This is a genomic window from Chitinophaga sp. W3I9 (genome assembly GCF_050434025.1).
Lineage (GTDB): Bacteria > Bacteroidota > Bacteroidia > Chitinophagales > Chitinophagaceae > Chitinophaga.
In genome coordinates, this window is the sequence record NZ_JBNPWC010000001.1 from 5,882,435 (window position 1) to 5,906,847 (window position 24,413).

Below are 24,413 nucleotides of genomic sequence, written 5' to 3' on the forward strand. Positions count from 1 at the left end.
TTATTAAATACCACCATATGCAAACATACGATGTGATCATTGCCGGGGGCAGCTATGCGGGGTTGTCGGCCGCCATGGCCCTGGGCCGCGCACGTCGGCAGGTACTGATAGTAGACAGCGGCAAACCCTGTAACCGGCAAACGCCGCATTCCCACAACTTTCTCACCCAGGACGGCGCTACACCCGCCGCCATAGCGGCTGCGGCCAAAGCCCAAGTATTGCAATACCCAAGCGTACGTTTCCAGGAAGGAACAATAACCGGCGCCACTCCCACCACGGAAAGCTTTACAGTTACCACCGCTGCAGGCGAACAGTTTGCAGCTAAAAGACTCCTGTTTGCTACCGGCGTAAAAGATGAAATGCCCGCTATCAAAGGATTTGCAGAATGCTGGGGGATTTCCGCACTGCATTGCCCCTATTGCCATGGCTATGAAATAAAAGACACCCCCACCGGTATCCTGGCCAATGGCGACGGCGCTTTTGAATACGCTAAAATGATCCGCAACTGGACCAATCAGCTGACTATATTCACCAATGGCCCATCCACACTCACCGCGGAACAACTCGGAAAACTGCAGAAACACCGGATCGCGGTCGATGAAAAAGAAATCACGGAAATCAAACAGGCAGGCGGACAAATAAGTGAACTCCTTTTTAAAGATGGCAGCACCCAGGCGCTGAACGCTTTATATCACAAACCTGCCTTCCGGCAACACTGCAACGTTCCAGAAGCACTGGGCTGCGAACTTACGCCGGAAGGGTATCTTGTAGTGAACGAATTCCAGGCCAGCACGGTAACAGGCGTATACGCAGCCGGCGATGCCACTAATCCTTTCAGGAGCGTTGCCATATCAGTAGCAGCAGGAACCCTGGCCGGCGCGATGATCAGCCGGGAACTCATTATCAGTGAATTTGAATAAAACAGACCAGTGTTGTGAGCAGTCATTTGTACATGTGGAAATAATTCTATATTTTAGAACAAGTGATTATTTTCCATTACCTAAATTAACCAGAATGCTCACAACACTTACTGTCTTAGCCGCCCTATTCTTCCTGGCCCACGTTTATCTCCTGTTTACCTCATTTGGAAAAAAAGGATTTCAAAAACAAAAATATCTATGGTCGCATATTACCCTGTGGATTACAGGAGGCCTGGCCTGCGTTATTGCCGTCCTTTTTGCCGGTAAAAATGTTTCCGGCGTAATCGATGTATTTGATACCCCCGGCAAAGCGTCCCTGCTTATCCTGATAGCACTGGTGTTGTCGGCCACAGCGCACAGCATCGTGAAACTGCTGGTGCTGCCAAAATACCAACGGGCCGTATAATAACGGAACAGATTATACGAAAATCCCCCGGCGGAACAGCCAGGGGATTTATATATAAATCATACCTGCACGACCATTTATGTTCATTTAACGGTCCGTTTTGTTACATAAAATGTTAAAGGTGGAAAATTTTCTTTCGCCATCAACAATATTCATTATATTTATACCTGTTGATCCTGGTTTCTTATAACCGCCGGCGCTGACTGGCTACCGCAACACCTGCAATACTCCGCAGGTTCTGACAGATGATCACCATCAAAAGAAAAAATTGCGCGTTGAAATCATCTTCATAATTAATTATTTTATTAGCACGAAAAGAGAGACACATTTTTATGAATAAGAAAGATATCTGGAGATATAAATCTTTGGAGCAGTTGGAGAATAAGAGTTGGGCACCGGCCACAGATCAAGATTCGGGAATAGTTCAGAAATGTCTTGCCTTAGTTAAAGTACCAGTAGTAAAATTAGCCGCAAGCGAATTGCGGATCTTAATCGGACAATCCTTTAATCCTTCCTACCTGGTTCCTTTAGCACTGGAGATATTACAAAATGATGTACTGGTAACCGCCGGTATGTATCCTGGCGACCTGCTGAAAGCTGTACTCGACGTTCCTGCTGCTTTCTGGGAAGAACATCCCGATCTTCACAAAAACCTGCTCGACCTGATGCAGGAACGAAGCGAAGAAATTGAAACAGAAATAGACTTACCTGAATTCTGGCGTAACAACCTGGTCATGTAACCATGGCTGTTTTCACATTCGCTATTCATCAAAATTGAACAACGAAAGCTGTCCTGACGGAGGAAGTTTCTCCTGGTTCATCGGCGCATCATTGAAATTAGACAGAGTAATGCCTAACAGGCGGATTCGCTTATCTTCCGGATAAGTAGCTGCCAGCAATTGCTTTGCCGTGTCTACAATGATATCGTAATCTCCTACCGGAAACGGAAAGGACTGATTCCGCGTGATCTGTTTAAAATCACTGTATTTTATTTTCAGGGTAATAGTGCGGCCTTTCAGGTTATAGCGCTGCAACCGGTCGTATACGGTTTTCCCGATCTTCTCCAGCTCTGCTTCCATATCGGCGATCAAGGTAAGATCATAGGGGAACGTATCCTCTGCGCCAAGCGATTTGGTTTCCCGGTGCGGCTGCACCTCGCGGTCATCTATGCCCCGCACAATCCGGTAGTAAAAGCTGCCCACCTTGCCAAAATGGGTTTTCAGATCCTGCTCCGACAATTTCTTCAGATCAGCCCCGGTAAAGAGTCCCATCCTTTTCATTTTATCTGCCGTCACTTTTCCCACTCCGTGAAACTTCTCTACCACCAGCGTTTCCATAAACGATTCAATAGACGATGGCCCGATAAACGTAAGCCCGTCCGGCTTGTTGAGGTCCGACGCTATTTTAGCCACAAACTTATTGACAGACACGCCCGCCGATGCAGTCAGCTGTAACTCATCCCGGATGGCCTGCTTGATCAGTTTGGCAATTTCAATGGCAGAGCCGATACCCTGCTTGTCTTCCGTTACATCCAGGTAAGCTTCATCAAGCGATAAAGGCTCAATCAGATCGGTATACCGGGAAAATATTTCCCGGATATGCCGCGAAGCCTCCTTGTAAGCATCAAACCGGGGGCGGACAAAAATCAACTCAGGACATAACTGCAACGCTCTTTTGGAAGGCATCGCGGAACGTACGCCAAATTTGCGCGCCTCATAGCTGGCAGTGGCTACTACTCCACCCCGGCCTTCCGGCGAACCGCCCACCGCAATGGCTTTGCCGCGGTAGATGGGGTTATCGCGCTGCTCTACAGATGCGTAAAACGCATCCATATCAATATGAATAATTTTTCGTTGTATGCTGTTTGAACGGTTCTCCATTTCTACATCCCGGAAGCAAACATAAAGATATTCAGTATTTAGCTATTCAGGCTCACAAAATGATTTTTTTTACGCCTTCACTGCTAAAACATAATCCCTACCTTCACACCTTAAACTATTCACCGTGTCCGGCTACGATCAGGAAATTTCGCACGAACATAAAAAATTTGAAAATATCATCTGGGAGGGCAAAACCATCTCGGGCAGGGAGTTCTACGATTGCCATTTTTATAAATGCAGTTTGAAGGAATGCGTTTTTGAAGAATGTACTTTTGATAAATGCACCTTTGAAGAATGCGATTTATCATTGATAAAATTCAAACAAACTTCTTTCAACAAAGTGATCCTGCAACATACCAAAGCCATTGGTATTGCCTGGCATAATGCCCGCAACTCACTTACCGTAGAGTTTCACCACAGCCGCCTGAGCTACTGCAGTTTTTCGGGTAAGAATCTGAAAAAAGGGATCTTCCTCCACTGCCAGGCTGACGAAGCCGATTTTTCCGGCTGTAATTTATCGCAGGCGGATTTCCGCGGCACCGATCTGGCGGGAGCCCGCTTTTCCGACACAGACCTCACCCAGGCTAACTTTGTGGGTGCACAACGGTATGCCATTGATGTACACACCAATAAAATTAGAAAGGCGAAGTTCAGTTTGCCGGATGCGTTGTCGCTGCTGGATGGGTTGGGTGTGGAGATCGTGGAATAAGCGGAGGTTGTCTTACTCAGGATTAAACTTATTTCATTGATTACGCTGATTTGATCACTTTGGATTTTTATATGATTTTGGGAGATAAAAGCGGAGACGCGGATTTTGTCTTTCTCGCTGATTACGCTGATTTTACTGATTACGCTGATTTGATCACTTTGGATTTTTATATGATTTTGGGAGATAAAAGCGGAGACGCGGATTTTGTCGTTCTCGCTGATTACGCTGATTTTACTGATTTTTACTTTTAGATTTTATAAAGGATTTTAAATGATTGGGGAGATATAAGCGAAAATATCCGCTTTTATCTCCCCAAATCTTTTAAAATCCAAAGTGATCAAATCAGCGTAATCAGTGAAATAAGTTTAATCCTGAGTAAGACAAAACCCGCTACCGAGTATTGTTATAAAAATGGATTTTCTTACTTTGGGAAGAAAACCGGCTGCGTTATGATCAGGAAGAAAGAAGGATTTCAGGGCCAGCGGATGATCGTGATCCCGCGTAATATCCTGAGCAGGAAATGTGCCCGGGAAGCGGTACTCACACCCTTGCACCTCACCGATATCGGTTATTATCCGAAAGCATTGTTCCACCACCGCAAAAGAGCGCAGGGGGCGGAGCAGCACATCCTGATTTATTGCGTGGAGGGTAAGGGCAGTATCACGTTGAAAAAAGAGGTATATACTATCCAGGCGGGCGATTGCTTCCTGCTGCCCCGCAAATGGGCGCATGAATACAGCGCAGATGAGAGTGATCCCTGGACCATCTACTGGGCGCATTTCCAGGGTACCAGCGCGGATGGGATCGTACAATCGGCGGTCAGGGAATGGAATGGCAACCGGGTATTCCTTCCCCATTCCCCGGAACGGATCCAGCTGTTTGAACGGATCTATCACCAACTGCAGCGGGGTTACCGCGATGAAAACCTGGTGTGGTCCAACATGAATTTCTGGTCGTTCCTGTCGTCCTGCATTTACCCGGATTTCACACAGCCCGGAAAGCCCGCCCAGCAACACGATGCCATTGACCAGTGCATCGATTATATGAACAAACACCTCGATCAGATGCTTACCCTGCAACAGATGGCACAGGCGGTAAACCTCTCCCAATCGCACTTCTCCTATCTCTTTAAAACCAATACGGGCTTCTCTCCCATCGAATATTTCAACCAGCTGAAGGTTCAAAAGGCTTGCCAGTACCTGCTCTTCACCCAATCACGTATCAAAGAAATAGCCGCCCTGCTTGGCATGGAAGATCCCTATTACTTTTCCCGGATGTTTACCAAGGTGATGGGTGTATCACCCAATCAGTACAGGGAAAGGAAGTTCTGACCGTAAGATAATCCATCATAATCAGCATATCATCTAGCCACTATTCGATGGTCCCGGCTTATTTTTACAGACGTCAATGAAAAAAACAATGTTCCATTTCTCCACGTTGAGGATTACAGTGAGCCTCACCATAACAGTGGGGGCAGGCCTGCTGTTTGCCGCCTGCCATACCGATAAAAAAGTAGACTTCAGTACCGAGGTAAAACCAGTGCTTAACAAGCATTGTATCAGTTGCCACGGAGGAGTAAAACAAAATGGCGGATTCAGTGTGCTGTTCCGGGAAGAAGCCCTTGGCATTACCAAATCCGGCAAACCCGCCATCATTCCGGGTCATCCCGAAAAAAGCGAATTTATCCGCCGCCTTACCTGCAAAGATCCAAAAGAACGGATGCCGCAGAAAGGAGAACCACTCACCAACGCCGAAATAGATATCCTCACCCGCTGGGTGAAACAGGGCGCGGAATGGGGAGAACACTGGGCGTATATATCTCCCAAAAATGTTCCGGTACCTGATATTACTATTACCAACGGCAACGAAATAGACCACTTCATACAGGAAAAACTGAAACAGGAAGGATTGAAGCCCTCCCCGGAAGCAGATAAAATGACCCTGCTCCGCCGCGTAAGCCTCGATCTTACCGGTTTGCCGCCAACACCTGAAATGGCACAGCAGTTTGCCGCCAGCACCGACGAACACGCCTATGAAAAAATAGTGGACAGCCTCCTGCAATCGCCACACTACGGTGAACGCTGGGCCGCCATGTGGCTCGACCTCGCCCGCTACTCCGATACTAAAGGTTACGAAAGGGACGACAGCCGGAAAATATGGCGGTACCGCGACTGGGTGATTGACGCATTTAACAGCGATATGCCGTACGACAGCTTCACCATCGAACAACTGGCCGGCGACCTGCTCCCCGATCCTACCCGCGACCAGCTCATCGCTACGGCATTTAACCGCAATACCATGACCAACGACGAGGGCGGTACCCAGGATGAAGAATTCCGCACCGCCGCCGTAATGGACCGCGTAAGCACCACCATGGATGTATTCCAGGGCGTTACCATCGCATGCGTGCAATGCCACAGCCACCCTTACGACCCCTTCCGCTTTGAAGACTATTATAAACTGATGGCCTTCCTTAATAATACCCGTGATGAAGATACCCACATGGAACATCCTAAACTTCGTTTGTACGACAGCGTTAGTACGGCAGAAGTAAAAAAGGTAAGCGACTGGGTAGCGCAAAACGGTACCGCCCAACAGGCAAAAGATGTACAGGAATTCCTGAAAGTACTGGAACCAAAAGTACACGCCCACGTTGCCGATAACTATATCAACGGCGCCCTGCTGGATACCAAATACATGGGCATCCGGAATAACGGCAGCTGCCGCCTTCCCAAACAGAACCTGGAAGGCAAAACACAACTGCTCATGAACTACTGGACCGGCAGCAAAGGCGGCTCCGTAGAATTCAGACTCGACAGCTTAAATGGCCGCACCATTATCAAACATACACTGGCCCCCACCAACGGGCGGCTCGCCATCAGTATGCCACTCCCACCGGTAACAGGCACACATGATCTTTACCTCATTTTCCGCAACCCTTCCCTCAACCCCGCAGATGCGGTGTGCAGCGTGGAATGGTTCGCCTACCTCGACGACATTCCCGGTAAAGGAAAACCAGGTTATGATCAGATCAACAACACCTGGTTAACACTCATTAACCAAAACCCAGACGACGTACCGGTGATGATAGAAAATCCGCCGGTAATGGCACGCGTCACCAACGTGTTTGAACGCGGCAACTGGATGGTAAAAGGGAAAGCAGTTACACCGGATGTACCACACTCCCTGAACCCATTCCCCGCAAAAGCGCCACGCAACCGGCTGGGTTTCGCCATGTGGCTCACCGATACAAAAAATCCCCTCACGGCCCGCGTAATGGTGAACCGTTTATGGGAACAGATCTTTGGCACCGGCATCGTGGAAACCATAGAAGACTTTGGCACACAGGGTTTCACCCCGTCGCATCCCGAACTGCTCGATTACCTGGCCTACCAGTTTATGCACAAATACAAATGGCATGTAAAACCAATGCTGCGCGAAATCGTATTATCTGCCGCTTATAAACAATCCTCTGCCAGCACACCGGAACTGCAGGAAAAAGATCCGGCTAACCGCCTGCTCGCCAGGGGCCCGCATTTCAGGCTTACAGCAGAAGAAGTAAGAGACCAGGCACTCACCGTGAGCGGCCTCCTCAACCGTCAGCTACACGGCCCCAGCATCATGCCATATCAACCCGATAACATCTGGCAATCCGTTTGGAGCGGCGCCTACTGGAAAACTGCCGACGACGGCAACCAGTACCGCCGGGCAGTATATGTTTTCCAAAAACGTACCAGCCCCTATCCGTCCATGCTCTCCTTCGACGGCAGCAGCCGCGAAGTATGCCTGCAACGGCGCATCCGCACCAACACGCCACTACAGGCACTGGTTACCCTCAACGACCCGGTATATGTGGAAACCGCTGCCTCACTGGCCAGGCATATGCTGAAAAATGGCGGCAACGACGCCACTGCGGGTATCCGTTGGGGTTATCAGACCGCTATGTACAAACCATTGCCTGAAAATAAACTGAAAGTATTGCAAACACTGTATAAACAGGCACTCGCGGAATACAAACAAAAACCCGCGGAAGCCGACAAACTGTTGCAACACAAAGATAATACACCACAAAAAGCGGAACTGGCAGCACTCACCGTAGTAGCCAACGCTATTATGAACCTGGATGAATTCCTGACTAAATCCTGACCCGGTATGACTAAGCATGCACGACTGATAAAGGAAGCAAACGATCAAACACTGCGGTATTTCACCCGCCGCCACTTCCTCACGGACTGTGTGAAAGGCCTGGGCGCAGCCGCCTTCAGCTCTTTCCTGGCCAGCTGCGGCAGCAGCACCAAAACCTTGCTGGACCTCGCGGGCAACCCAATGGCGCCCCGCGTACCACAGTTTCCCGCACGGGCAAAAAGCGTGATCTACCTCCACATGGCAGGGGCACCCTCCCAGCTGGAACTGTTCGACTATAAACCCGCCCTGCAAAAATTACATAATCAACTGTGTCCTCCATCCCTGCTGGAAGGTAAAAAGTTTGCCTTCATCCGCGGCGTTCCTAAAATGCTGGGACCACAGGCCGTCTTCTCCCAACACGGGGAATCACGCGCCTGGGTATCCGACCACCTGCCACATTTCGCTACCATGGCGGACGACGTGAGCTTTTTGAAAGCCGTGCAAACAGACCAGTTCAACCACGGCCCCGCTCAATTGCTCATGCAAACCGGCAGCGCGCGGCTCGGGCGGCCCAGCATCGGCTCATGGGTGACTTACGGCCTCGGTTCCGAAAACGATAACCTCCCCGGCTTTGTAGTACTTACCTCCGGTGGTAAAACTCCCGACGCCGGCAAAAGCGTATGGGGCAGCGGTTTCCTTCCCTCCGTATACCAGGGCGTACAATGCCGCACCAAGGGAGAACCCGTACTGTACCTCACCGATCCGGAAGGCATGAGCCGCGACCTGCGCAAGGAATCTATCAATGCCATCAACGAAATCAACAAACAGGAATACACCACCTTTGGCGACCCGGAAACCCTGTCGCGCATCTCACAGTACGAGCTCGCCTATAAAATGCAGATCTCCGTACCCGAAGTAATGAACATCAACAAGGAACCGGATTATATTCATGAAATGTATGGCACACAGCCAGGCAAGGAATCATTTGCCAACAACTGCCTCCTGGCCCGCAAGCTCGTGGAGAAAGGCGTACGGTTTGTACAGCTGTACGACTGGGGCTGGGATAGTCATGGTACAGATGAAAACCTGGCCATCGACTACGGCTTCCGTAATAAATGCCGCGAAATTGACCGTCCCATTACCGCACTGCTGCAGGACCTGAAACAACGCGGCTTGCTGGATGAAACCCTGGTAGTATGGGGTGGCGAATTTGGCAGAACACCTATGCAGGAAAACAGGGACGGCAAAGACATGCCCTTCCTGGGCCGCGATCACCACGTAGAAGCCTTCACCATGTGGATGGCGGGCGCCGGTATCAAAAAAGGATTTTCCTACGGAGAAACCGATGAAATAGGCTATGCCGCCGTGAAAGGAAAAGTAGCCATCAACGATATTCATGCCACCATCCTGCAACAGCTGGGCTTCGATCATGAAAAGCTCACCTACCAGTTCCAGGGCCGGCCATTCCGCCTCACAGACACCGGCGGAAAAGTAATTACACCCATACTAAGCTAAACCGTACATGAACAGTAACAGGAGAAATTTTATCAAACAATCAGCCATACTGGGTTCCGCATTATGTATCCCTTCCCTGCCGGCATTTGCCACAGGAATACCCGCCGCCGCAAAAGACGGATACCGCCTTATTGTACTGGCCACCAACTGGGGCTACAACGGCAGCATCAACGACTTTTGCGCACAGGCAAAAAAGGCAGGATACGACGGACTCGAAATATGGTGGCCCAACGAAACTGCCGCCCAACAGGAACTATTTGCCGCAGTGGAACAACACGGACTGGAAGTAGGTTATTTATGCGCGGGTTACGACAGCGACTATACGAAACACGCACAGCAGTTTGAAACCATGCTGAAAGCAGCCACCGGCAATAATAAAATCAAACCGCTGTATATCAACTGCCACTCCGGAAGGGATTATTTTTCCTTTGAACAAAACAGTGCATTAATAGATATGACCAACCGGATATCTAAACAAACAGGCATTCCGGTATACCATGAAACACACCGCTCACGCATGTTGTTTGCAGCACATATTGCCGGTAAATTCATCGATGCAAAACCCGACCTGCGCCTTACCCTCGATATTTCACACTGGTGCAATGTACACGAAACCTTATTGCAGGACCAACAGGCTACAGTAGCCAAAGCATTGGCACGCGCAGGCCATATACACGCCCGCATCGGGCATCCGGAAGGACCGCAGGTGAACGATCCCCGCGCGCCGGAATGGGCCGCCGCAGTGAAAGCACATTTCAGCTGGTGGGATCAGATCGTGCAACGGCACCAGGCCGCCGGCAAACCGCTTACCTTCCTCACGGAGTTTGGTCCGGCCGATTACCTGCCTACCCTGCCCTATACCCGGCAGCCGGTAGCCGATCAATGGGATATTAATGTATTTATGATGAACCAGCTAAAACAACGTTACAGCAAACCATGAGATTATTGATCAGTAGCGGCAGCTGGAGTATATTTATTGGACGTTCGCATCCTTTACTGGTACACCTGCCTATCGGCATTTTAATTATTGCATTTATATTAACACTGCTGGCGCGCAGGGAAAAGTGGCGGCATGTACAAACAGCCCTGCCGGCAGTATTGCTGGCGGCTGCCTTGTCGGCCATACTCAGCTGCATCACCGGCTACCTCCTGTCTCTCGATGGAGGGTACGAAGAAACATTAATGCAAACGCATAAATATCTCGGTATAGGCGTAGCCGTTATCAGCACCGGGTTGTACCTGCTGGAAAGAAACAAACACCGCTTTCCCCGCCTGCAACTGCCTGCTGCCCTGCTGATGGTATTGCTGCTGGGCGCCGCCGGGCATTACGGCGGTAGTCTTACCCACGGCGATGACTACCTCACCCAGGCCATGCCCGCCCCGTTACAGCGGATCACCGGCATGAACAAAGCAGTGACTAACGCCGCCGCCTATACGAATATTGGCGATGCCCGTTTGTATGAAGACCTGGTGCGGCCGGTACTCACCAACCGTTGCTATGGCTGTCATAATGAACAGAAGCTGAAAGGCGGTCTGCGGCTGGAATCCATTGCCCTCATCCGTAAAGGCGGAGAGCACGGACCAGTGCTAAAGGACAGTCTCCCGGAAGAAAGCGAATTATTCAAACGTCTGATACTCCCTGAAGAAGACGAACACCGGATGCCGCCAAAAGGCAAACCGTCCGTAACGCCGCAGGAACTGGAACTGTTGCACTGGTGGATAGCGGAAGGCGCTCCTGCGGGCAAAACAGTAAAAGAGCTGGAAAAAACGCCCCGGATCATGGCGGTGCTGGAAGGAATGCAACCCGCTACCCCACTGGATAAACAGGAATTTGTTCCGGAAGAAAATACCGGTGCGGCCAGTGAACAAAAGATGGCTGCCCTGGAAGCACTAAAAGTAAAAGTAATGCCGGTGGGCGCTGGCAGTCATTACCTCACTGTAGACGCCATCAATGCCGCCGGCTTCAGCAACCGTGATATGCAGTTGTTGCTGGGCTTAAAGGACCAACTGATCTGGCTGGACCTTTCCGGTACGGCCATTACCGACAGCGCATTGGCCGTGCTCGGTCAGCTGAAGAAGCTCACCCGCCTGGATCTGAGGAATACTGCCATTAAAGGTAATGGCTTAAATGAGCTGGGCAACTGCAGGGAACTGCGGTATCTGAATCTCGCCGGGACGGCGGTAAATGCAGAAGGATTATTATCGCTGCAGCAAAATAAAAAACTGCAACAGTTATATGTATACCAGGCAGGCTTTACACCGGCAGCACTCTGGCAACTCCAGCAAGCTTTACCCAAACTGAAACTGGATACCGGTGGTTACCGTTTACAACAACTGGCTTCTGACACAGTCATCTATCATAAAATCAGCGGGTAAATTATCGTGCAGGCATACGCGTTATTCGTACTCCTGCGCGGCTTGTGCCAGTCGCAATGCAATTTTTTTAGCCAGGGATTTGGGGGACAGTACCTTTATATGTTCCCCGAATCCCAGGATTTCCCGCTCCAGTTCAAAGTTCAGCACCACGTCGATACTCACGATGGTGGCCTGTTCATCTTCCTTTAATATTTCCTGCGAATGATGCAGCGGCTTTGTAAGCACATAAGGTGCATGCTTGTTATCAATTTGCAGCACTACTTTATGTGCAGGATCTTTTTCCGTTTTGGTAACGCCAATGAGGTTATCATAATATTCGTCAAAGGGCATTCCGTCCCAGGCCATAAATTGCTCTTTCGGTAATTCCTGTATGCTGATGATCCTGTCCAGCGCGAGGGTAACCAGCTGCGGGGTGCGTTTATTCCGCGTAATAAGGAACCAGCGGTTACGGTATTCTTTCAGCAGGTAGGGATAACAGATAAACTCCTGCGCTTTACTGGCTTTAAAAGATTTATATTCTACCAGGAGGGCTTTTTTATGCAGGATTGCCTGGTAAAGCGGGTTGATATGCGATAAGCCCAGCAGCCGATGGTTATTTTCCAGCTGGATGCAGTTGAGATGTGCGTCCGTAGATTTATACAGGTTGTTTTCCAGCCGGGCAATCATGTCGCTCATATCATCGAAATAACTGAAGCCGTTAAACTGTTTCAGCACCGCTACTATTTCTTTCATTTTATCTACATCTGCATTGTTAATGGGCGCATTGGTAATGCTATAGGCCGCATCACTGTAAGCATAATACTTACGGTCCTTCACAATAACAGGCGCATTATAACCCAGTTTATCGCTGCGCATCAGCTGAATATCCGCCTGTATGGTGCGTTTACTCACCCCGCTGCTGATGCCTTCAAGATCATACAACACCTCCGCTACTTTTTCAATGAGATCTTCCAGCGTCCATTTACGATAACGGTTACGCAGGCACTCATCAATGGCTTTGTACCGGATCAACGCCAGTTTATTGATGGACATACTAATAATTTGTACAAAGAAACAAAAATACTGCGCATTATACCTGCGTAGTATTTTTTCTTTTTAGAAAGAAGGAAATACAAACCACAGATAACCAACTCTTTAAAATTATTTTTCAATAAATATTAAAGTGCGCAGTTATACTGCGCAGATACATGCGCATCTTTGTGTCATCGGAAGCGGTCAAATAAATGTTACTTCACGAACCTAAAGCACATTTATAATTAACGCAGAAGATGGGAAAGCAGTAGTTCAATGGTTGAACACCGGTCGCTAGTTTTAAAATTACCAAAGGGTCAATTGAAACTTACTTCCAGACTCCAATCCGGAGTTGCTGGTTCGAATCCAGCCTGCTTTACGAATCGAGGTCAATTGTTGCTTACTTCATTTTTGGATAAACAGCAGCAAAATTATCTGATTATTAAATACCATTACAATGAACACTTTATTAAGAACAGGATTAACACAACAGGCGATTTACATTCCGCAAACAGTGGTGGAGGAAAACACCTCACAGATCACCCCTGCAGCCGGCTTGCTGGTGGCCAATCTCGCTAAACTGGGATTCGGCGTAACGGAAGATCTCCTGCATGCACTGAACCATACCACACCGGCTTACCAGGCTACGATCCTGGAAACATTCCGGGAAGTGATGGGCGTAAACACCAACTGGACCCCGCTGATAAAAAACTGGCAGGTGCCTACCAATGAATCATTCGTTGATCACCTGGTCACTTATTTCACTAATATATTTAACGGTCCTGGTACTACACTCCAATGCGGCCATATCATTCCTCCCAATACTTTTCCGCTGGAAAGATATAACGGCTGTCCTTACTGCGGTACACCGTTTGAAACCGGCGAACTGGAAAACATAGGCCAGGGAAGTAAGATCCGCGTGCTGAAACGCTGGGATGACCAACTGGCGGCCCAATACCTGGAAGATCTGCTGACCTCCAAAACCGCACTGGATGCTACCCAGGTGGAAAGCCTGAAGGCATTGATGCATACCTTCCCGCTGCCAGCAGTAAAAATCGGGATGAAAGAAACCGTAATAGCCGTAATAGATGTGCTGATCGAAAAAGATGAAGCGGAACAGGCAGGGAAACTGTTTACTACGCCAACGGATATACTCCGTTACCTGTGGTACAAACATACGGGGTTCCTCCAGCTGATCAAACCCGGTGTGATCATTAAACGGAAAACCAAAAACCAGCGGCAGGTCCGCCCGGATATTTACCCTACGGTACAAACGGCATCAACGGCTGCGGCCCTGAAACTGAAATACAGCCGTCAGCAGGGACTGATAGCCGCGCGCTGGCTGAACAACCTGGAAATGGACATAACTACCATGTGCGAAACCATGCACCCGCAACGCGGGATGTGGGTACGCTTCATCCGCGCCCTGCGCCTGGCGGAATTCAGCAAACGTGAAGGGTTTGGTAAACTGCGTGAACTGATGGACCGGTTCTACCGCCAGGATTATACCGTGTGGCAGGAACGGGTGAACTACTACCGTTTGCGCTATGATGAAGCTACCACGCTGCAGCTGCTGAAACAACGTCCGGGTCTTTTTGCCCGCTCGCTGTTTGCCAACATGCTGTGGTTCGGACCGGAAGCGGTGACCGCCGCCTTTGCGGAAATTACGGATAAAGTGCCGGCCCGGCTGTTGCTGACCTTACAGATGTACGCAGGGTATTATTTTGATAAATCCACCACCCGTGCGGTAAAAACCACTGGGAGGTATTGGGAAAAGCATCCTTGCCAACCGGCAGATGAACATCTATGAAGACGAGCAGTTGCAGGAAATGCAGCAGGCAGTAACTGACCTTTGCATCCTGGCCATGAAGAAACGCTTTGCCGCAGTGGCCACCACTGCTCAAAGCATCTACATTGCACCGGAGCTGTTTAAAATACCGCTGGCTATCGGCGACCGCAGCGAACAGGTACAAGACCTGCCAGGCGCGTTAATGGGTACCCGGTTTAAAGTGGAAAGCGATAAAATCATCCTGTTCATGCAATGGGGTAAAGGATTAGCCGCCCAGCACCTAGATATGGACCTGAGCTGCCGTATTGCCTACGAAAACAACCGTACAGATACCTGCTCCTTCCAATATCTGAAAACAACCGGGTGTATCCATAGCGGGGATATCCGCTCGATACCGGAAAAAGTAGGTACAGCGGAATACATTGAAATAGACATTCCTGCATTGGCCAAGGCTGGCGCACAATATGTTACTTTCACCTGCAATGCCTACAGCCAGGGCGCCATCGCCGTGAACCTGGTACTGGGATGGATGAACAGCAAACACCCGATGAAGGTATCCGCGAAAGGGGTAGCCTACGACCCATCCTGCGTGGATCATATGGTGCGCGTTACGGGCGGATTAACCAAAGGACTCGTATTCGGCGTCCTGGACGTAGCCGCACGGGAAATCATCTGGCTGGAAATGGCTTTCGATGGCCAGATGATACAGGACCTCAGCACCGCCAATGTACAGGCTATCCTGAAAAAACTGGACAGCAAACTAAGCATTGGCCAGCTGTTAGCCGCCAAAGCGGAGGCCCAGCAATTACAACTGACCAGCGACACAAACGCCGACGAAGTGTATACCATGCAATGGGCCCTGAATACCGCCGCCGTGACACAATTGCTCATCGATTAATTTGTTTTCCCCCTATAAAACAACAGCAGCCGGGCCAGCCCCGTGCTGCTGTCCGTTATATGTTTTAACACACTTTTTGCATACCCCCACGTCAATTTTCTGAAAATCGTCCTATATTCATTCCATTGTCATACATGGATAGAAAGATTTTACTACTACTGCTACTGGTTACGCCTGCTGTAGGGTATGCCCAGCAGGAAAGCACGGCAGACTCAACAGCCACCATCTCAGCGCCCAAAGGTTTTTTTGATAACATCAAGTATTACCTCCAGCATACCAACGTAGAAAAGAAAAAGAAGAAGGTAGATCTCAGCTTCATCGGCGGCCCCGTATACACTCCCGAAACCAGCTTCGGACTGGCCGTAATGATGGCCGCACAATACAAAACAGATAAAAACGACTCCCTGCTGCCCGTTTCCAACGCCGCCGTGTACGCCTCCGGCGCCCTCACCGGCTTTTATGGAATCGGCATCAGCAACACCACTATATTTCCGCACGACCGGTTCCGGCTGGCGTTAAAAGCCTCCTTCAGCTCCCGGCCCAATAAATACTGGGGCATCGGCTATGAAGCCGGCAGCCGCAAAGATGATTATACGGAATACGTGCAGCTCACAGAAAAACTCCAGGCCGACTTCAGCATCAACGTGAACGGAAACCTGTTCGTGGGCCTCTGCACACAAATCCAGAACGTACAAACCAAAAAACTGGATACTGCCGGCGGCAAACCCCTGATGGTTCCCGGAAAGGTACTCGGCATCGGGGCCGGCCCATTTATTGTATACGACACCCGCGACTTTATTCCCAATGCCTACAAAGGCATGTATATACGGTTGGGATACCGTTTCTTCCCCTCGTTCATGGGCAATAAAGCCGTATTTTCGCAACTGGATCTGCAGTTCGACTGGTACAAACAACTATGGAAAGGCGCCGTACTGGCCACCGATCTGTATGCAGAAGAACGCAGTGGCGATGTTCCCTGGAGCCTGCTCGGTGAAGCCGGTGGCTCCAGCCGTCTCCGGGGCTATTATGAAGGCCGGTTCCGCGACAAAAACTACGTGGCCGCACAGGTGGAACTCCGCCAGAAGATCTACAACCGCAGCGGTCTGGCCCTATGGGTAGGTGGCGGCAACGTGTTTCCCCGCTTCAATGAGTTTGAATTCCGCCAGTCACTGGTCAGCTATGGCATCGGCTACCGCTGGGAGTTTAAAAAAAGAGTCAATATCCGGCTGGATTATGGCAGGGGAAAAGATCAGCAGGGTTTTTACTTTGGCATTAACGAGGTTTTCTAGGGAGAAGGCAGCTTTTCTGTCTAAACACCATCGCTTCACCGGCCTCAAATCCTTTACAGCAGAAGGTTCCCAGATCAAGTCCACGTCACCTCCACATCACCTCCGTGTTTCCTCCATGAATAAGGCATGCGCCAGGTATGTCCTAAGCCACTGCGAAGCAGGTTTGCCCCTATGGCTACCTGGTAAGAAGCTTACTTATTCCCCTCCATCTGTTTAATAATATTATTCACCTCCGTTTCGGTGGCGCGTAATTTTTGCTGGCAAAATTCAATAAGAATAGCCGCCCGTTTTACCTTTTCTGCCAGCAGATCTACCGAAACAGCTTCATTCTCTATTTCTTCAGCGATCAGCTGCAATTCATTATAGGCAGCTTCATATGTCAGTTCCTGGCTCATGTACAGTATTTTTTTCAGTAATAGTTGCTTCCAGCGATGCATCCTGCAACAGCACCGTGATATGACTTCCCGGCTGGAGGGAGGTTGCATCGGGAAGAATGTGCCCGTCCTGGTATACAATGGCAAAGCCGCGTTTCAGGATACTGGCAGGACTCATCAGTTTGAACAGGGAGTCGTAATGCGCTACCTGCCCCCTTTTGCTTTGAATAAATAGCCTGCTGAACGAACGGAAACGACCTACCATATTGCTAAGGTCATTCAGCCGGTTGGAAACAATGATCCGCGGTTTGGATAACACCGCGTTGGATACAGTCATCAGCTCCCGGTGGCGGTTCAGCAATATCGACTTCGAAGTATGCAGCACCACGTTGTTACGCGCATGCAACGCTTCTTTATGATTGGCCAGCAGTGTGCGCGACTGGTTAATGATGGCATTGTTGAGATAAGATAATGCCTGGAAATGCGCGGAAAACAACTGCTGCGAACGGATGATAATATTCTGTTGCATATTGACCACCGCTTCTTCAAACAACCGGTTGTGCGCAATGATCAGCTCCGCCGCTTTGGTAGGCGTTTTGGTGGCGGTATGCGCCATCATATCCGTGATGGTTTCATTTTTCTGATGCCCTATCCCGGTGATCACGGGGATAGGGAACTTTGCCACCGCCCTGCCCAGGATAAAAGTATCGAAGATCAGGAAGTCGGTTTGCGCACCGCCCCCACGGATAATTACCACAGCATCGTATGGCACCCCGCGCTGGTAGATGTCTATCAGCCGCTGTTGCACCAGCTCCGCTTTTGTTTCCCCCTGCACTACGGTGAAATAGTTGTCGATTTTAAAGGTATACCCGAAATGATTGTGCTCCAGTGTGTGCCGGAAATCCTGGTACCCGGCGGAGTTGCCGGATGTAATCACCGCCAGCCGCTGGATCACAGCAGGCAACGGCAACTGGTTGTTGCGGGTAATGTAGCGGTCGCCCGACTTACGGATATAATCGGCGCATTCAGTGGTAAGCCGCAACAGGGTTTGCTGCTTCTGCTGCTCCAGCAATCCCACCGTAAAACTGGTATCTATATCCAGCAGCGTGATCTGTAATCCATGCACCTGGTGGTATCCTACAGATACCTTTACCAATACGTGAATATCGTTCTTAAACTGCTGCCCGGTAACAATTTCAAATTCCTTTACCCGGATAGCGCCATTTCCCCAGGCAACCGCCGAAACTTTGGCCACAATACCACCCGCATGTTCTTCTTTTTCCACCAGGTCGAAATAATGATATCCCTTTTGCTGGTAATAAGAATGATTGGTGATATCTGCCACTACCCAATAAGTTTGCTCCGCAAACACCTGTTGAAGCGCCTGCTGGATTTTCCCGGTAAGAACAGATAACTTTATGGATGGAGAATCGGTCATGCTAATAGGTAAAGATAAGTAAAACGTTTATTATGAACCCTCTCATGGAATACCGGGGGAAATGTATATATTGCTGTCCATTGAGTTATGAAAAGAATGCCGGATCAACCAAAACCGTAACAAACACTTAATAACAGACTTATTCCGATTTATATATTTTTGCGCCATGAGAGAAAATGAGCAGATAAAAGGGCTTTTTGAAAGGGTCTGCTATGACAACAGTATCCAGGCGTACAATGAACTATACATAGCATTATGTGCCCGGCTGATACACTTTTCTGCATCCATTGTTTCATCATTCCATCTGGCAGAAGAAATTGTGTCGGATGTATTTCTTTCATTGTGGCAAAAGCGGAATGATTTGTCGCATGTACAAAACCCGGTGGTATACCTTTATGTAAGCACTAAAAATCTTTCCCTGAACACGCTCCGCCAACAGAAAAGACATCAGCATCATTCACTGGATGCGTTGAATACAGACATGCTGGCCATTGCCCCCGATGCAGAGAACGGGATGGTATCCGCCGAAGTATCTCAAAAAATAGAAAGGGCCATCCGCAGCCTGCCGTCCCGCTGCCAGCTGATTTTCCGCTTAATAAAACAAGACCGCCTCAGCTACCGCGAAGTAGCAGAGCTACTGAATATTTCCACTAAAACGGTAGACGCACAACTCACCATCGCCGTTAAAAAAATATCCCAGGCCATCCGCTTCGACCTCTCCGACGAAACCGCCCAAACCTACCTCCGGCTGGACTCATAATTTTTTTTTGATTTCCTTTAGGGAACTTTCACTGTTTAGTTTGTCCTTCTTATAGATGCAGGAACAAAATTGCCTCCTACACTAAAACAGGCGCCTTTTTGTTCTTCACTGACACTATGGATCAGGAAAAACTTTATGCGTTGCTGGCCCGCGAAATGGCCGGCGAATTAACTGAAAAAGAAGCTGCTGCATTGGAACAATTGCTGCAGCAATACCCGGATGCCAGCTACATCCGGGAAGTGTTTGCGCAAAACTGGGCACCGGCAGGTAAAGTATACACACCAATGCAGGTGCAGCTGCAACTGGAAAAACACCAGCAACGCCTGCAAAACCTGCCCGACACTACGCCCTATGAGGAAACGCCCGCAGGCGGACGCAGATGGTTGCTGTACAGCGGCATCGCAGCAGGACTTCTCCTGCTCTTCGCCCTGGGCGGATATTGGCGGTACACACAAAAAGCAAAACTGCCACCGGCTTTATCACAGCTGGTTACCGACAAACGCATGCGCTCACAGGTGCTGTTACCCGATGGTAGCAGGGTATGGCTCAATGCCGGCAGTAAACTGGACTATCCCCAACAATTCGCCGCACATCAGCCACGGGAAGTTACCCTGGAAGGAGAAGCCTTTTTCATGGTAACCGCCGATGCGGAACGCCCCTTCCGCGTTCATACGAAAGCCTTTAATGTAAGAGTACTCGGTACTTCCTTTAATGTAAGGGCCTATCCGCAGGAAGACAGTGCAGTAGCATCGCTCGTGCAAGGCTCCGTGGAAGTGGTGCTGAATGATGCTTCCAGCCAGGTAGTATCGCTGAAGCCCAACGAAAAACTGACAGTGCCTGTACACCCGCAAACAGCCGCAACAACAGAAAACACCACCACAGTAAATATCCCTGTCGTCGTATATAAAACCAAACTCACCACATTAAGAGATAGCATCATTCCGGAAACGGCCTGGGTACAAAACAAACTGGCCTTTAAACATATGCAGCTCGACAAAGTAGTATATATGCTGGAGCAGTGGTATGGGGTGGAAATCAACTTTAGTGACAACCGTAAAAAACAACTCTACTTTACTGGTGTTTTCGAATCAGAAAGCCTGGAAGAAGTATTGAATGCCCTGGAAACAACCCTATCGTTTTCATGGCATAAAGATGCAGAAGGCAAAATATGGATTGACTAACATTTCTTCACCTGTAAAAAAATCAAACTGACAGTCTGAACAACGAGTAATTACTAATTTATCAAGGACCGCTTAAAACCGAAAAAAAACGGGAAATGTTCGCACCATTCCCCGTGTAAATATCGGTTAACAGCTTTGTATTGGGTAAACTTTCCATCAACAAATTAATTAACCAACAAAACAAATGTATGAAAAAAAGTACAGTGGACAATTGGCTTCCGCCCGGCCGGAGGTTGTATAAACTGTTAATTTTTATGAAGCTTTCTATGCTGCTTGTCACCGTTGCCTGTTTACACGTAAGCGCAAAGGTACATTCTCAATCCACCATAACAGTGAAGCTCACGCAGGTGCAGTTGGATAAAGCCCTCACCCTGCTGGAGAAGAACAGCCATTACAGGTTTGTTTATAACGATGATAATCTTCCGTTAAACCATAAAATATCCATCGATGCAAAAGATTGGTCTATCGACAAAGTATTGAACGAAATCCTCAACAATACCTCCCTTCACTTCCGGAAAATGTCCGACAAACTGATCGTGATTGCCCCGGAGGCGGTGGTGAGTAAAGACAACCTGGTAAAAGGACACGTAGTGAATCCTACCGGCGAGGTATTGCCAGGCGTAAGCGTAAGGCTTAAAAACACGTCCATAGGCACTGTTACGGATGTAAAAGGCGACTTTGAATTAAAGGTACCTGAAAATGCCATCCTCGTGCTTACCTACGTAGGCTTTGATCAGCAGGAAGTGTCACTCAGCGGCCGCGAAACCCTTACCATCACCATGGAACCTTCAAAAAATTCTATGGAAGAAGTGATTGTGGTAGGTTATGGTACGCAGAAAAAGCTGAACGTAACCGGCGCCATCGACCAGATCTCCGGTAAACAACTGGCTGCCCGTCCTATTGCCAATGTGATGCAGGGCTTGCAGGGCCTCAGTCCCGGGCTGAATATCAGCTACCCTGGCGGCCGGCCCGGACAAACGCCTACCATCAACATCAGGGGTGTGGCCAGTATCGCTTCTTCTAACGGTAATATTGCTCCGCTTATCGTTATCGATGGTATTGCCGCAGTAATGGACGACCTGTTACGCATCAACCCCGCAGATATCGCGTCCATCTCCGTTTTACGCGATGCCGCTTCTGCCGCCATTTACGGTGCACGCGCGGCCTACGGCGTTATTCTCATCACCACCAAACAAGGTACCACCGGCGGCAAACAAACCGTCAGCTATAGTAACTACTTCGCCATGTCGCGCCGCACCATTATGCCGGACGCTATCACCGATCCCTATATTTACTCACGCGTATTGGAAACAGCTACCGATAATACGCCGTGGGACTATGTAAACTATTCCGACGAGTATTATAAATGGGCAAAAGAAAGATCCGAAAACCCTTCCCTGCCTGATACCCGCGTTGATCCGAGCGATCCTACCAAATGGGCGTACATGGGCAGCAACAACTGGAATGATTACTTCTTCAGTAAAAATAATTTTTCCCAGTATCACGCTATTTCCCTCAGCGGAAGCGCAGAAACAGCGAAGAAATTACCCATCAGCTACCTGCTCTCTGCCGACTATACCAAAGAAAACGGGTTGAATAAACTGGCAAAAGACGACTGGGGACGTTACGGATTACGTGGAAAGATCAGCCTCAAACCTATCAAATGGTTACAGGTAGATAATAATATGAACATCTACCAGACAAAAGCCGACGCGCCAGCCTATAACATTACGGACGTATACTACCTGCAACCCACCCAGGTAGCCGTAAATCCGGACGGCACCTGGGCCAACACCGCCGCAGGAAATTTAGCTGCCAAACTGGTAGACGGAGGGCGCAACACCCAAACCCGTTTTGGTTTCCAGGATATCATCCGCGGCGTAGCTTCTTTCCTTAACAATGAACTCACCATCACCGGCGATGCCAGCATCAAAAGAGAACTCTGGAAATACCACATCGACCAGAAAAAATATAAGATCGGCTACGGACCAGACGATGTCCGCCAGGAAGGTGGTAACGGCGCGGTGACGGAGAATAACGGAACTATCAGTCATGATGTAATAGACCTCTTTGCCAATTACCACAAAACCCTCGGCAAAGTACACAACATCACTTTACTGGCCGGTTACAACCAGGAAAGTTATGAGTGGCAGCTGATCAATGCATCCAAGCAAAACCTGATCTCTTCTTCCCTCCCCTACATCGCGCTTACCAGTGGTGATCCGGCGGTGGGTACGGAATATTATTCGTATGCTATCCGTAGTTTTTTCGGGAGAATTAATTACACTTTTAAAGACCGCTACATCATAGAAGCAAATGGCCGGTACGATGGGTCTTCCCGCTTCCCTTCCAGCAACCGCTGGGGAATGTTCCCTTCTGTATCTGCGGCCTGGATCGCCAGCGAAGAGAGCTTTATGCGGAATACGCTGCCGGTAATTTCCACCCTCAAATTCAGGGGATCCTACGGAAGTTTGGGTAATCAGAGCGTAGCTTATTTTGGCTATCTCCAAACCCTGGGCACCAAAAAATCAGACTACCTGATCGGCGGCAATGCTGGTCAAACTGTGGTTACCGGCGCACCATCACTGCAGGTAGATCCGGCCAACTACACCTGGGAAAAAGTAACCACCACCAACGTGGGTACCGACATGGGCTTTGTGCAGAATAAATTCCAGGCCAGCTTCGACTACTTTATCCGTAACACCACCGGCATGTTGGCCGCAGGGCAGGAATTACCCGCCGTACTGGGTACCCGCGCTCCAAACCAAAACGTGGCCGATCTGTCCACCCGCGGATGGGAACTGAGCCTCGGCTACCGCAACGACTTTAACGTGGCTTCCAAACCATTGGGCTTCGGAATAAAAGTTATTTTATCAGATGATAAAACAAAAATCACCCGTTTTAAGAACGACCAGCAACTGTTTGGCTCCAGGTATTGGGAAGGTCAAACCTACGGCGAAATATGGGGACTTACCAACGATGGCTATTTTAAAAATAAAGATGAGATCAATAAACTGGATCAATCTGCCATCATCCCCTGGGGCGCCCTCGAAATCGTAGAAGGATGGCCTAAGTACAAAGACCTGGACGGTAACGGCAAAATTGAACAGGGTATTTCTGTCAAAGATCCCAAAGACCTGAAAGTGATCGGTAATACCAGCCCGCATTACCGCTTTGGCGTAAACCTCGACATGAACTGGAATGGCATCGATCTTTCGGTTTTCCTCCAGGGCATCGGGAAAATGGACTACTACCCGCATCACTATTTATTCTGGGGCCCGTACCAACAGCCATACGCCAGCATTTACCCCTGGAACCTCGACTATTACCGGGCTACCGCCGACAACGAAGCTACCCGCGCACAGCATAGCGAATCCTATATCAAAGCAGGATTGGCAGATGCCAATACCAATTCGTACTTCCCGGTGTTACAATCGTGGCTCGCAGATAACAATGATAAAAAAGGGCTGGATATTCCGCAATCCAAATACATGCTGAATGCAGCATACCTGCGTATCAAGAATGTCACCCTGGGTTACACCCTGCCTGCATCACTCACCAGGCGTTATCACATCAATCGTTTACGCATCTACGTAACGGGTGAAAACATCTTTGAATTCTCCTCCATCAAAAAATACCTGGATCCGGAATCCATTATTGATGGCTATGGATGGGCATATCCTTACCAGCGCAAATATGCAGTAGGATTAAATCTTGACCTGTAAAACCGGAACGTTAAACA

The 24,413-nt window shown here is 49.1% G+C and carries 19 protein-coding genes and 1 tRNA gene; 16 read left to right on the forward strand and 4 right to left on the reverse strand.

Annotation, left to right across the window (positions count from 1 at the left end; genetic code table 11):
* Positions 1-17 precede the first annotated feature (17 nt).
* The 3 genes from QFZ51_RS23810 to QFZ51_RS23820 all read left to right on the forward strand — a co-directional run bounded on the left by QFZ51_RS23810 (position 18) and on the right by QFZ51_RS23820 (position 2,066).
* Positions 18-920 (forward strand): NAD(P)/FAD-dependent oxidoreductase, encoded by a 903-nt coding sequence (locus QFZ51_RS23810; RefSeq protein ID WP_429049664.1) that lies wholly within the window; start codon positions 18-20, stop codon positions 918-920.
* Between the two features lie 94 nt (positions 921-1,014).
* Positions 1,015-1,326, forward strand: coding sequence for a hypothetical protein (locus tag QFZ51_RS23815; RefSeq protein WP_429049667.1), 312 nt, complete (start codon positions 1,015-1,017; stop codon positions 1,324-1,326).
* A gap of 332 nt (positions 1,327-1,658) precedes the next feature.
* Positions 1,659-2,066 (forward strand): contact-dependent growth inhibition system immunity protein, encoded by a 408-nt coding sequence (locus QFZ51_RS23820; RefSeq protein ID WP_370907483.1) that lies wholly within the window; start codon positions 1,659-1,661, stop codon positions 2,064-2,066.
* A 21-nt stretch (positions 2,067-2,087) separates the two neighbouring features.
* Here QFZ51_RS23820 and dinB read toward each other — a convergent pair whose 3' ends face one another.
* On the reverse strand, positions 2,088-3,206 hold the full coding sequence (dinB, locus tag QFZ51_RS23825) for a DNA polymerase IV (protein ID WP_429049670.1): 1,119 nt from the start codon (positions 3,204-3,206) through the stop codon (positions 2,088-2,090).
* Positions 3,207-3,330: 124 nt separating this feature from the next.
* Here dinB and QFZ51_RS23830 point away from each other — a divergent pair, with 124 nt between their 5' ends.
* The 6 genes from QFZ51_RS23830 to QFZ51_RS23855 all read left to right on the forward strand — a co-directional run bounded on the left by QFZ51_RS23830 (position 3,331) and on the right by QFZ51_RS23855 (position 11,931).
* Positions 3,331-3,915: a pentapeptide repeat-containing protein gene (locus QFZ51_RS23830; RefSeq protein ID WP_429049673.1), complete on the forward strand. Its 585-nt coding sequence runs from the start codon at positions 3,331-3,333 to the stop codon at positions 3,913-3,915.
* 449 nt (positions 3,916-4,364) lie between these two features.
* The gene (locus QFZ51_RS23835) at positions 4,365-5,246 is read left to right on the forward strand and encodes a helix-turn-helix domain-containing protein (protein ID WP_429049675.1); all 882 of its coding nucleotides are present in this window, start codon (positions 4,365-4,367) and stop codon (positions 5,244-5,246) included.
* Between the two features lie 76 nt (positions 5,247-5,322).
* Positions 5,323-8,061, forward strand: a complete 2,739-nt coding sequence (locus QFZ51_RS23840) for a DUF1553 domain-containing protein (protein ID WP_429049678.1) — start codon at positions 5,323-5,325, stop codon at positions 8,059-8,061.
* 6 nt (positions 8,062-8,067) lie between these two features.
* Entirely contained in the window at positions 8,068-9,555 is a 1,488-nt protein-coding gene (locus tag QFZ51_RS23845) for a DUF1501 domain-containing protein (protein WP_429049681.1), read from the forward strand.
* A gap of 7 nt (positions 9,556-9,562) precedes the next feature.
* Positions 9,563-10,495, forward strand: a complete 933-nt coding sequence (locus tag QFZ51_RS23850) for a sugar phosphate isomerase/epimerase family protein (RefSeq protein WP_429049683.1) — start codon at positions 9,563-9,565, stop codon at positions 10,493-10,495.
* Positions 10,492-11,931, forward strand: coding sequence for a c-type cytochrome domain-containing protein (locus QFZ51_RS23855; RefSeq protein WP_429049686.1), 1,440 nt, complete (start codon positions 10,492-10,494; stop codon positions 11,929-11,931). The genes QFZ51_RS23850 and QFZ51_RS23855 overlap by 4 nt, the downstream gene beginning before the upstream one ends.
* Before the next feature lie 21 nt (positions 11,932-11,952).
* On the opposite strand, the gene QFZ51_RS23860 is transcribed toward QFZ51_RS23855, so the two are convergent.
* Positions 11,953-12,963 carry a helix-turn-helix transcriptional regulator gene (locus QFZ51_RS23860; RefSeq protein ID WP_429049688.1) on the reverse strand — a complete coding sequence of 337 codons (1,011 nt, stop codon included), beginning with the start codon at positions 12,961-12,963 and terminating at the stop codon, positions 11,953-11,955.
* 241 nt (positions 12,964-13,204) lie between these two features.
* Here QFZ51_RS23860 and QFZ51_RS23865 point away from each other — a divergent pair.
* The 4 genes from QFZ51_RS23865 (at position 13,205) to QFZ51_RS23880 (ending at position 16,918) form a co-directional block, all read left to right on the forward strand.
* Positions 13,205-13,321 (forward strand) — tRNA-OTHER (locus QFZ51_RS23865).
* 78 nt (positions 13,322-13,399) lie between these two features.
* Positions 13,400-14,752 (forward strand): hypothetical protein, encoded by a 1,353-nt coding sequence (locus tag QFZ51_RS23870; RefSeq protein WP_429049690.1) that lies wholly within the window; start codon positions 13,400-13,402, stop codon positions 14,750-14,752.
* A complete protein-coding gene (locus QFZ51_RS23875; RefSeq protein ID WP_429049693.1) occupies positions 14,739-15,629 on the forward strand; it encodes a hypothetical protein in 891 nt (296 codons plus the stop codon). The genes QFZ51_RS23870 and QFZ51_RS23875 overlap by 14 nt, the downstream gene beginning before the upstream one ends.
* A gap of 134 nt (positions 15,630-15,763) precedes the next feature.
* Positions 15,764-16,918 (forward strand): BamA/TamA family outer membrane protein, encoded by a 1,155-nt coding sequence (locus QFZ51_RS23880; RefSeq protein ID WP_429049696.1) that lies wholly within the window; start codon positions 15,764-15,766, stop codon positions 16,916-16,918.
* A 191-nt stretch (positions 16,919-17,109) separates the two neighbouring features.
* Here QFZ51_RS23880 and xseB read toward each other — a convergent pair whose 3' ends face one another.
* Positions 17,110-17,313 carry an exodeoxyribonuclease VII small subunit gene (gene xseB, locus QFZ51_RS23885; RefSeq protein ID WP_370907494.1) on the reverse strand — a complete coding sequence of 68 codons (204 nt, stop codon included), beginning with the start codon at positions 17,311-17,313 and terminating at the stop codon, positions 17,110-17,112.
* Entirely contained in the window at positions 17,291-18,730 is a 1,440-nt protein-coding gene (gene xseA, locus QFZ51_RS23890; RefSeq protein ID WP_429049699.1) for an exodeoxyribonuclease VII large subunit, read from the reverse strand. Before xseA ends, xseB begins: the two co-directional genes overlap by 23 nt.
* 166 nt (positions 18,731-18,896) lie before the next feature.
* Here xseA and QFZ51_RS23895 point away from each other — a divergent pair, with 166 nt between their 5' ends.
* The 3 genes from QFZ51_RS23895 to QFZ51_RS23905 all read left to right on the forward strand — a co-directional run bounded on the left by QFZ51_RS23895 (position 18,897) and on the right by QFZ51_RS23905 (position 24,396).
* Entirely contained in the window at positions 18,897-19,490 is a 594-nt protein-coding gene (locus QFZ51_RS23895) for an RNA polymerase sigma-70 factor (protein ID WP_370907496.1), read from the forward strand.
* Between the two features lie 116 nt (positions 19,491-19,606).
* On the forward strand, positions 19,607-20,671 hold the full coding sequence (locus tag QFZ51_RS23900; protein WP_429049703.1) for a FecR family protein: 1,065 nt from the start codon (positions 19,607-19,609) through the stop codon (positions 20,669-20,671).
* 254 nt (positions 20,672-20,925) lie between these two features.
* Complete coding sequence (locus QFZ51_RS23905; protein WP_429049706.1) at positions 20,926-24,396, forward strand: TonB-dependent receptor; 3,471 nt, start codon at positions 20,926-20,928, stop codon at positions 24,394-24,396.
* Positions 24,397-24,413: the final 17 nt, after the last annotated feature.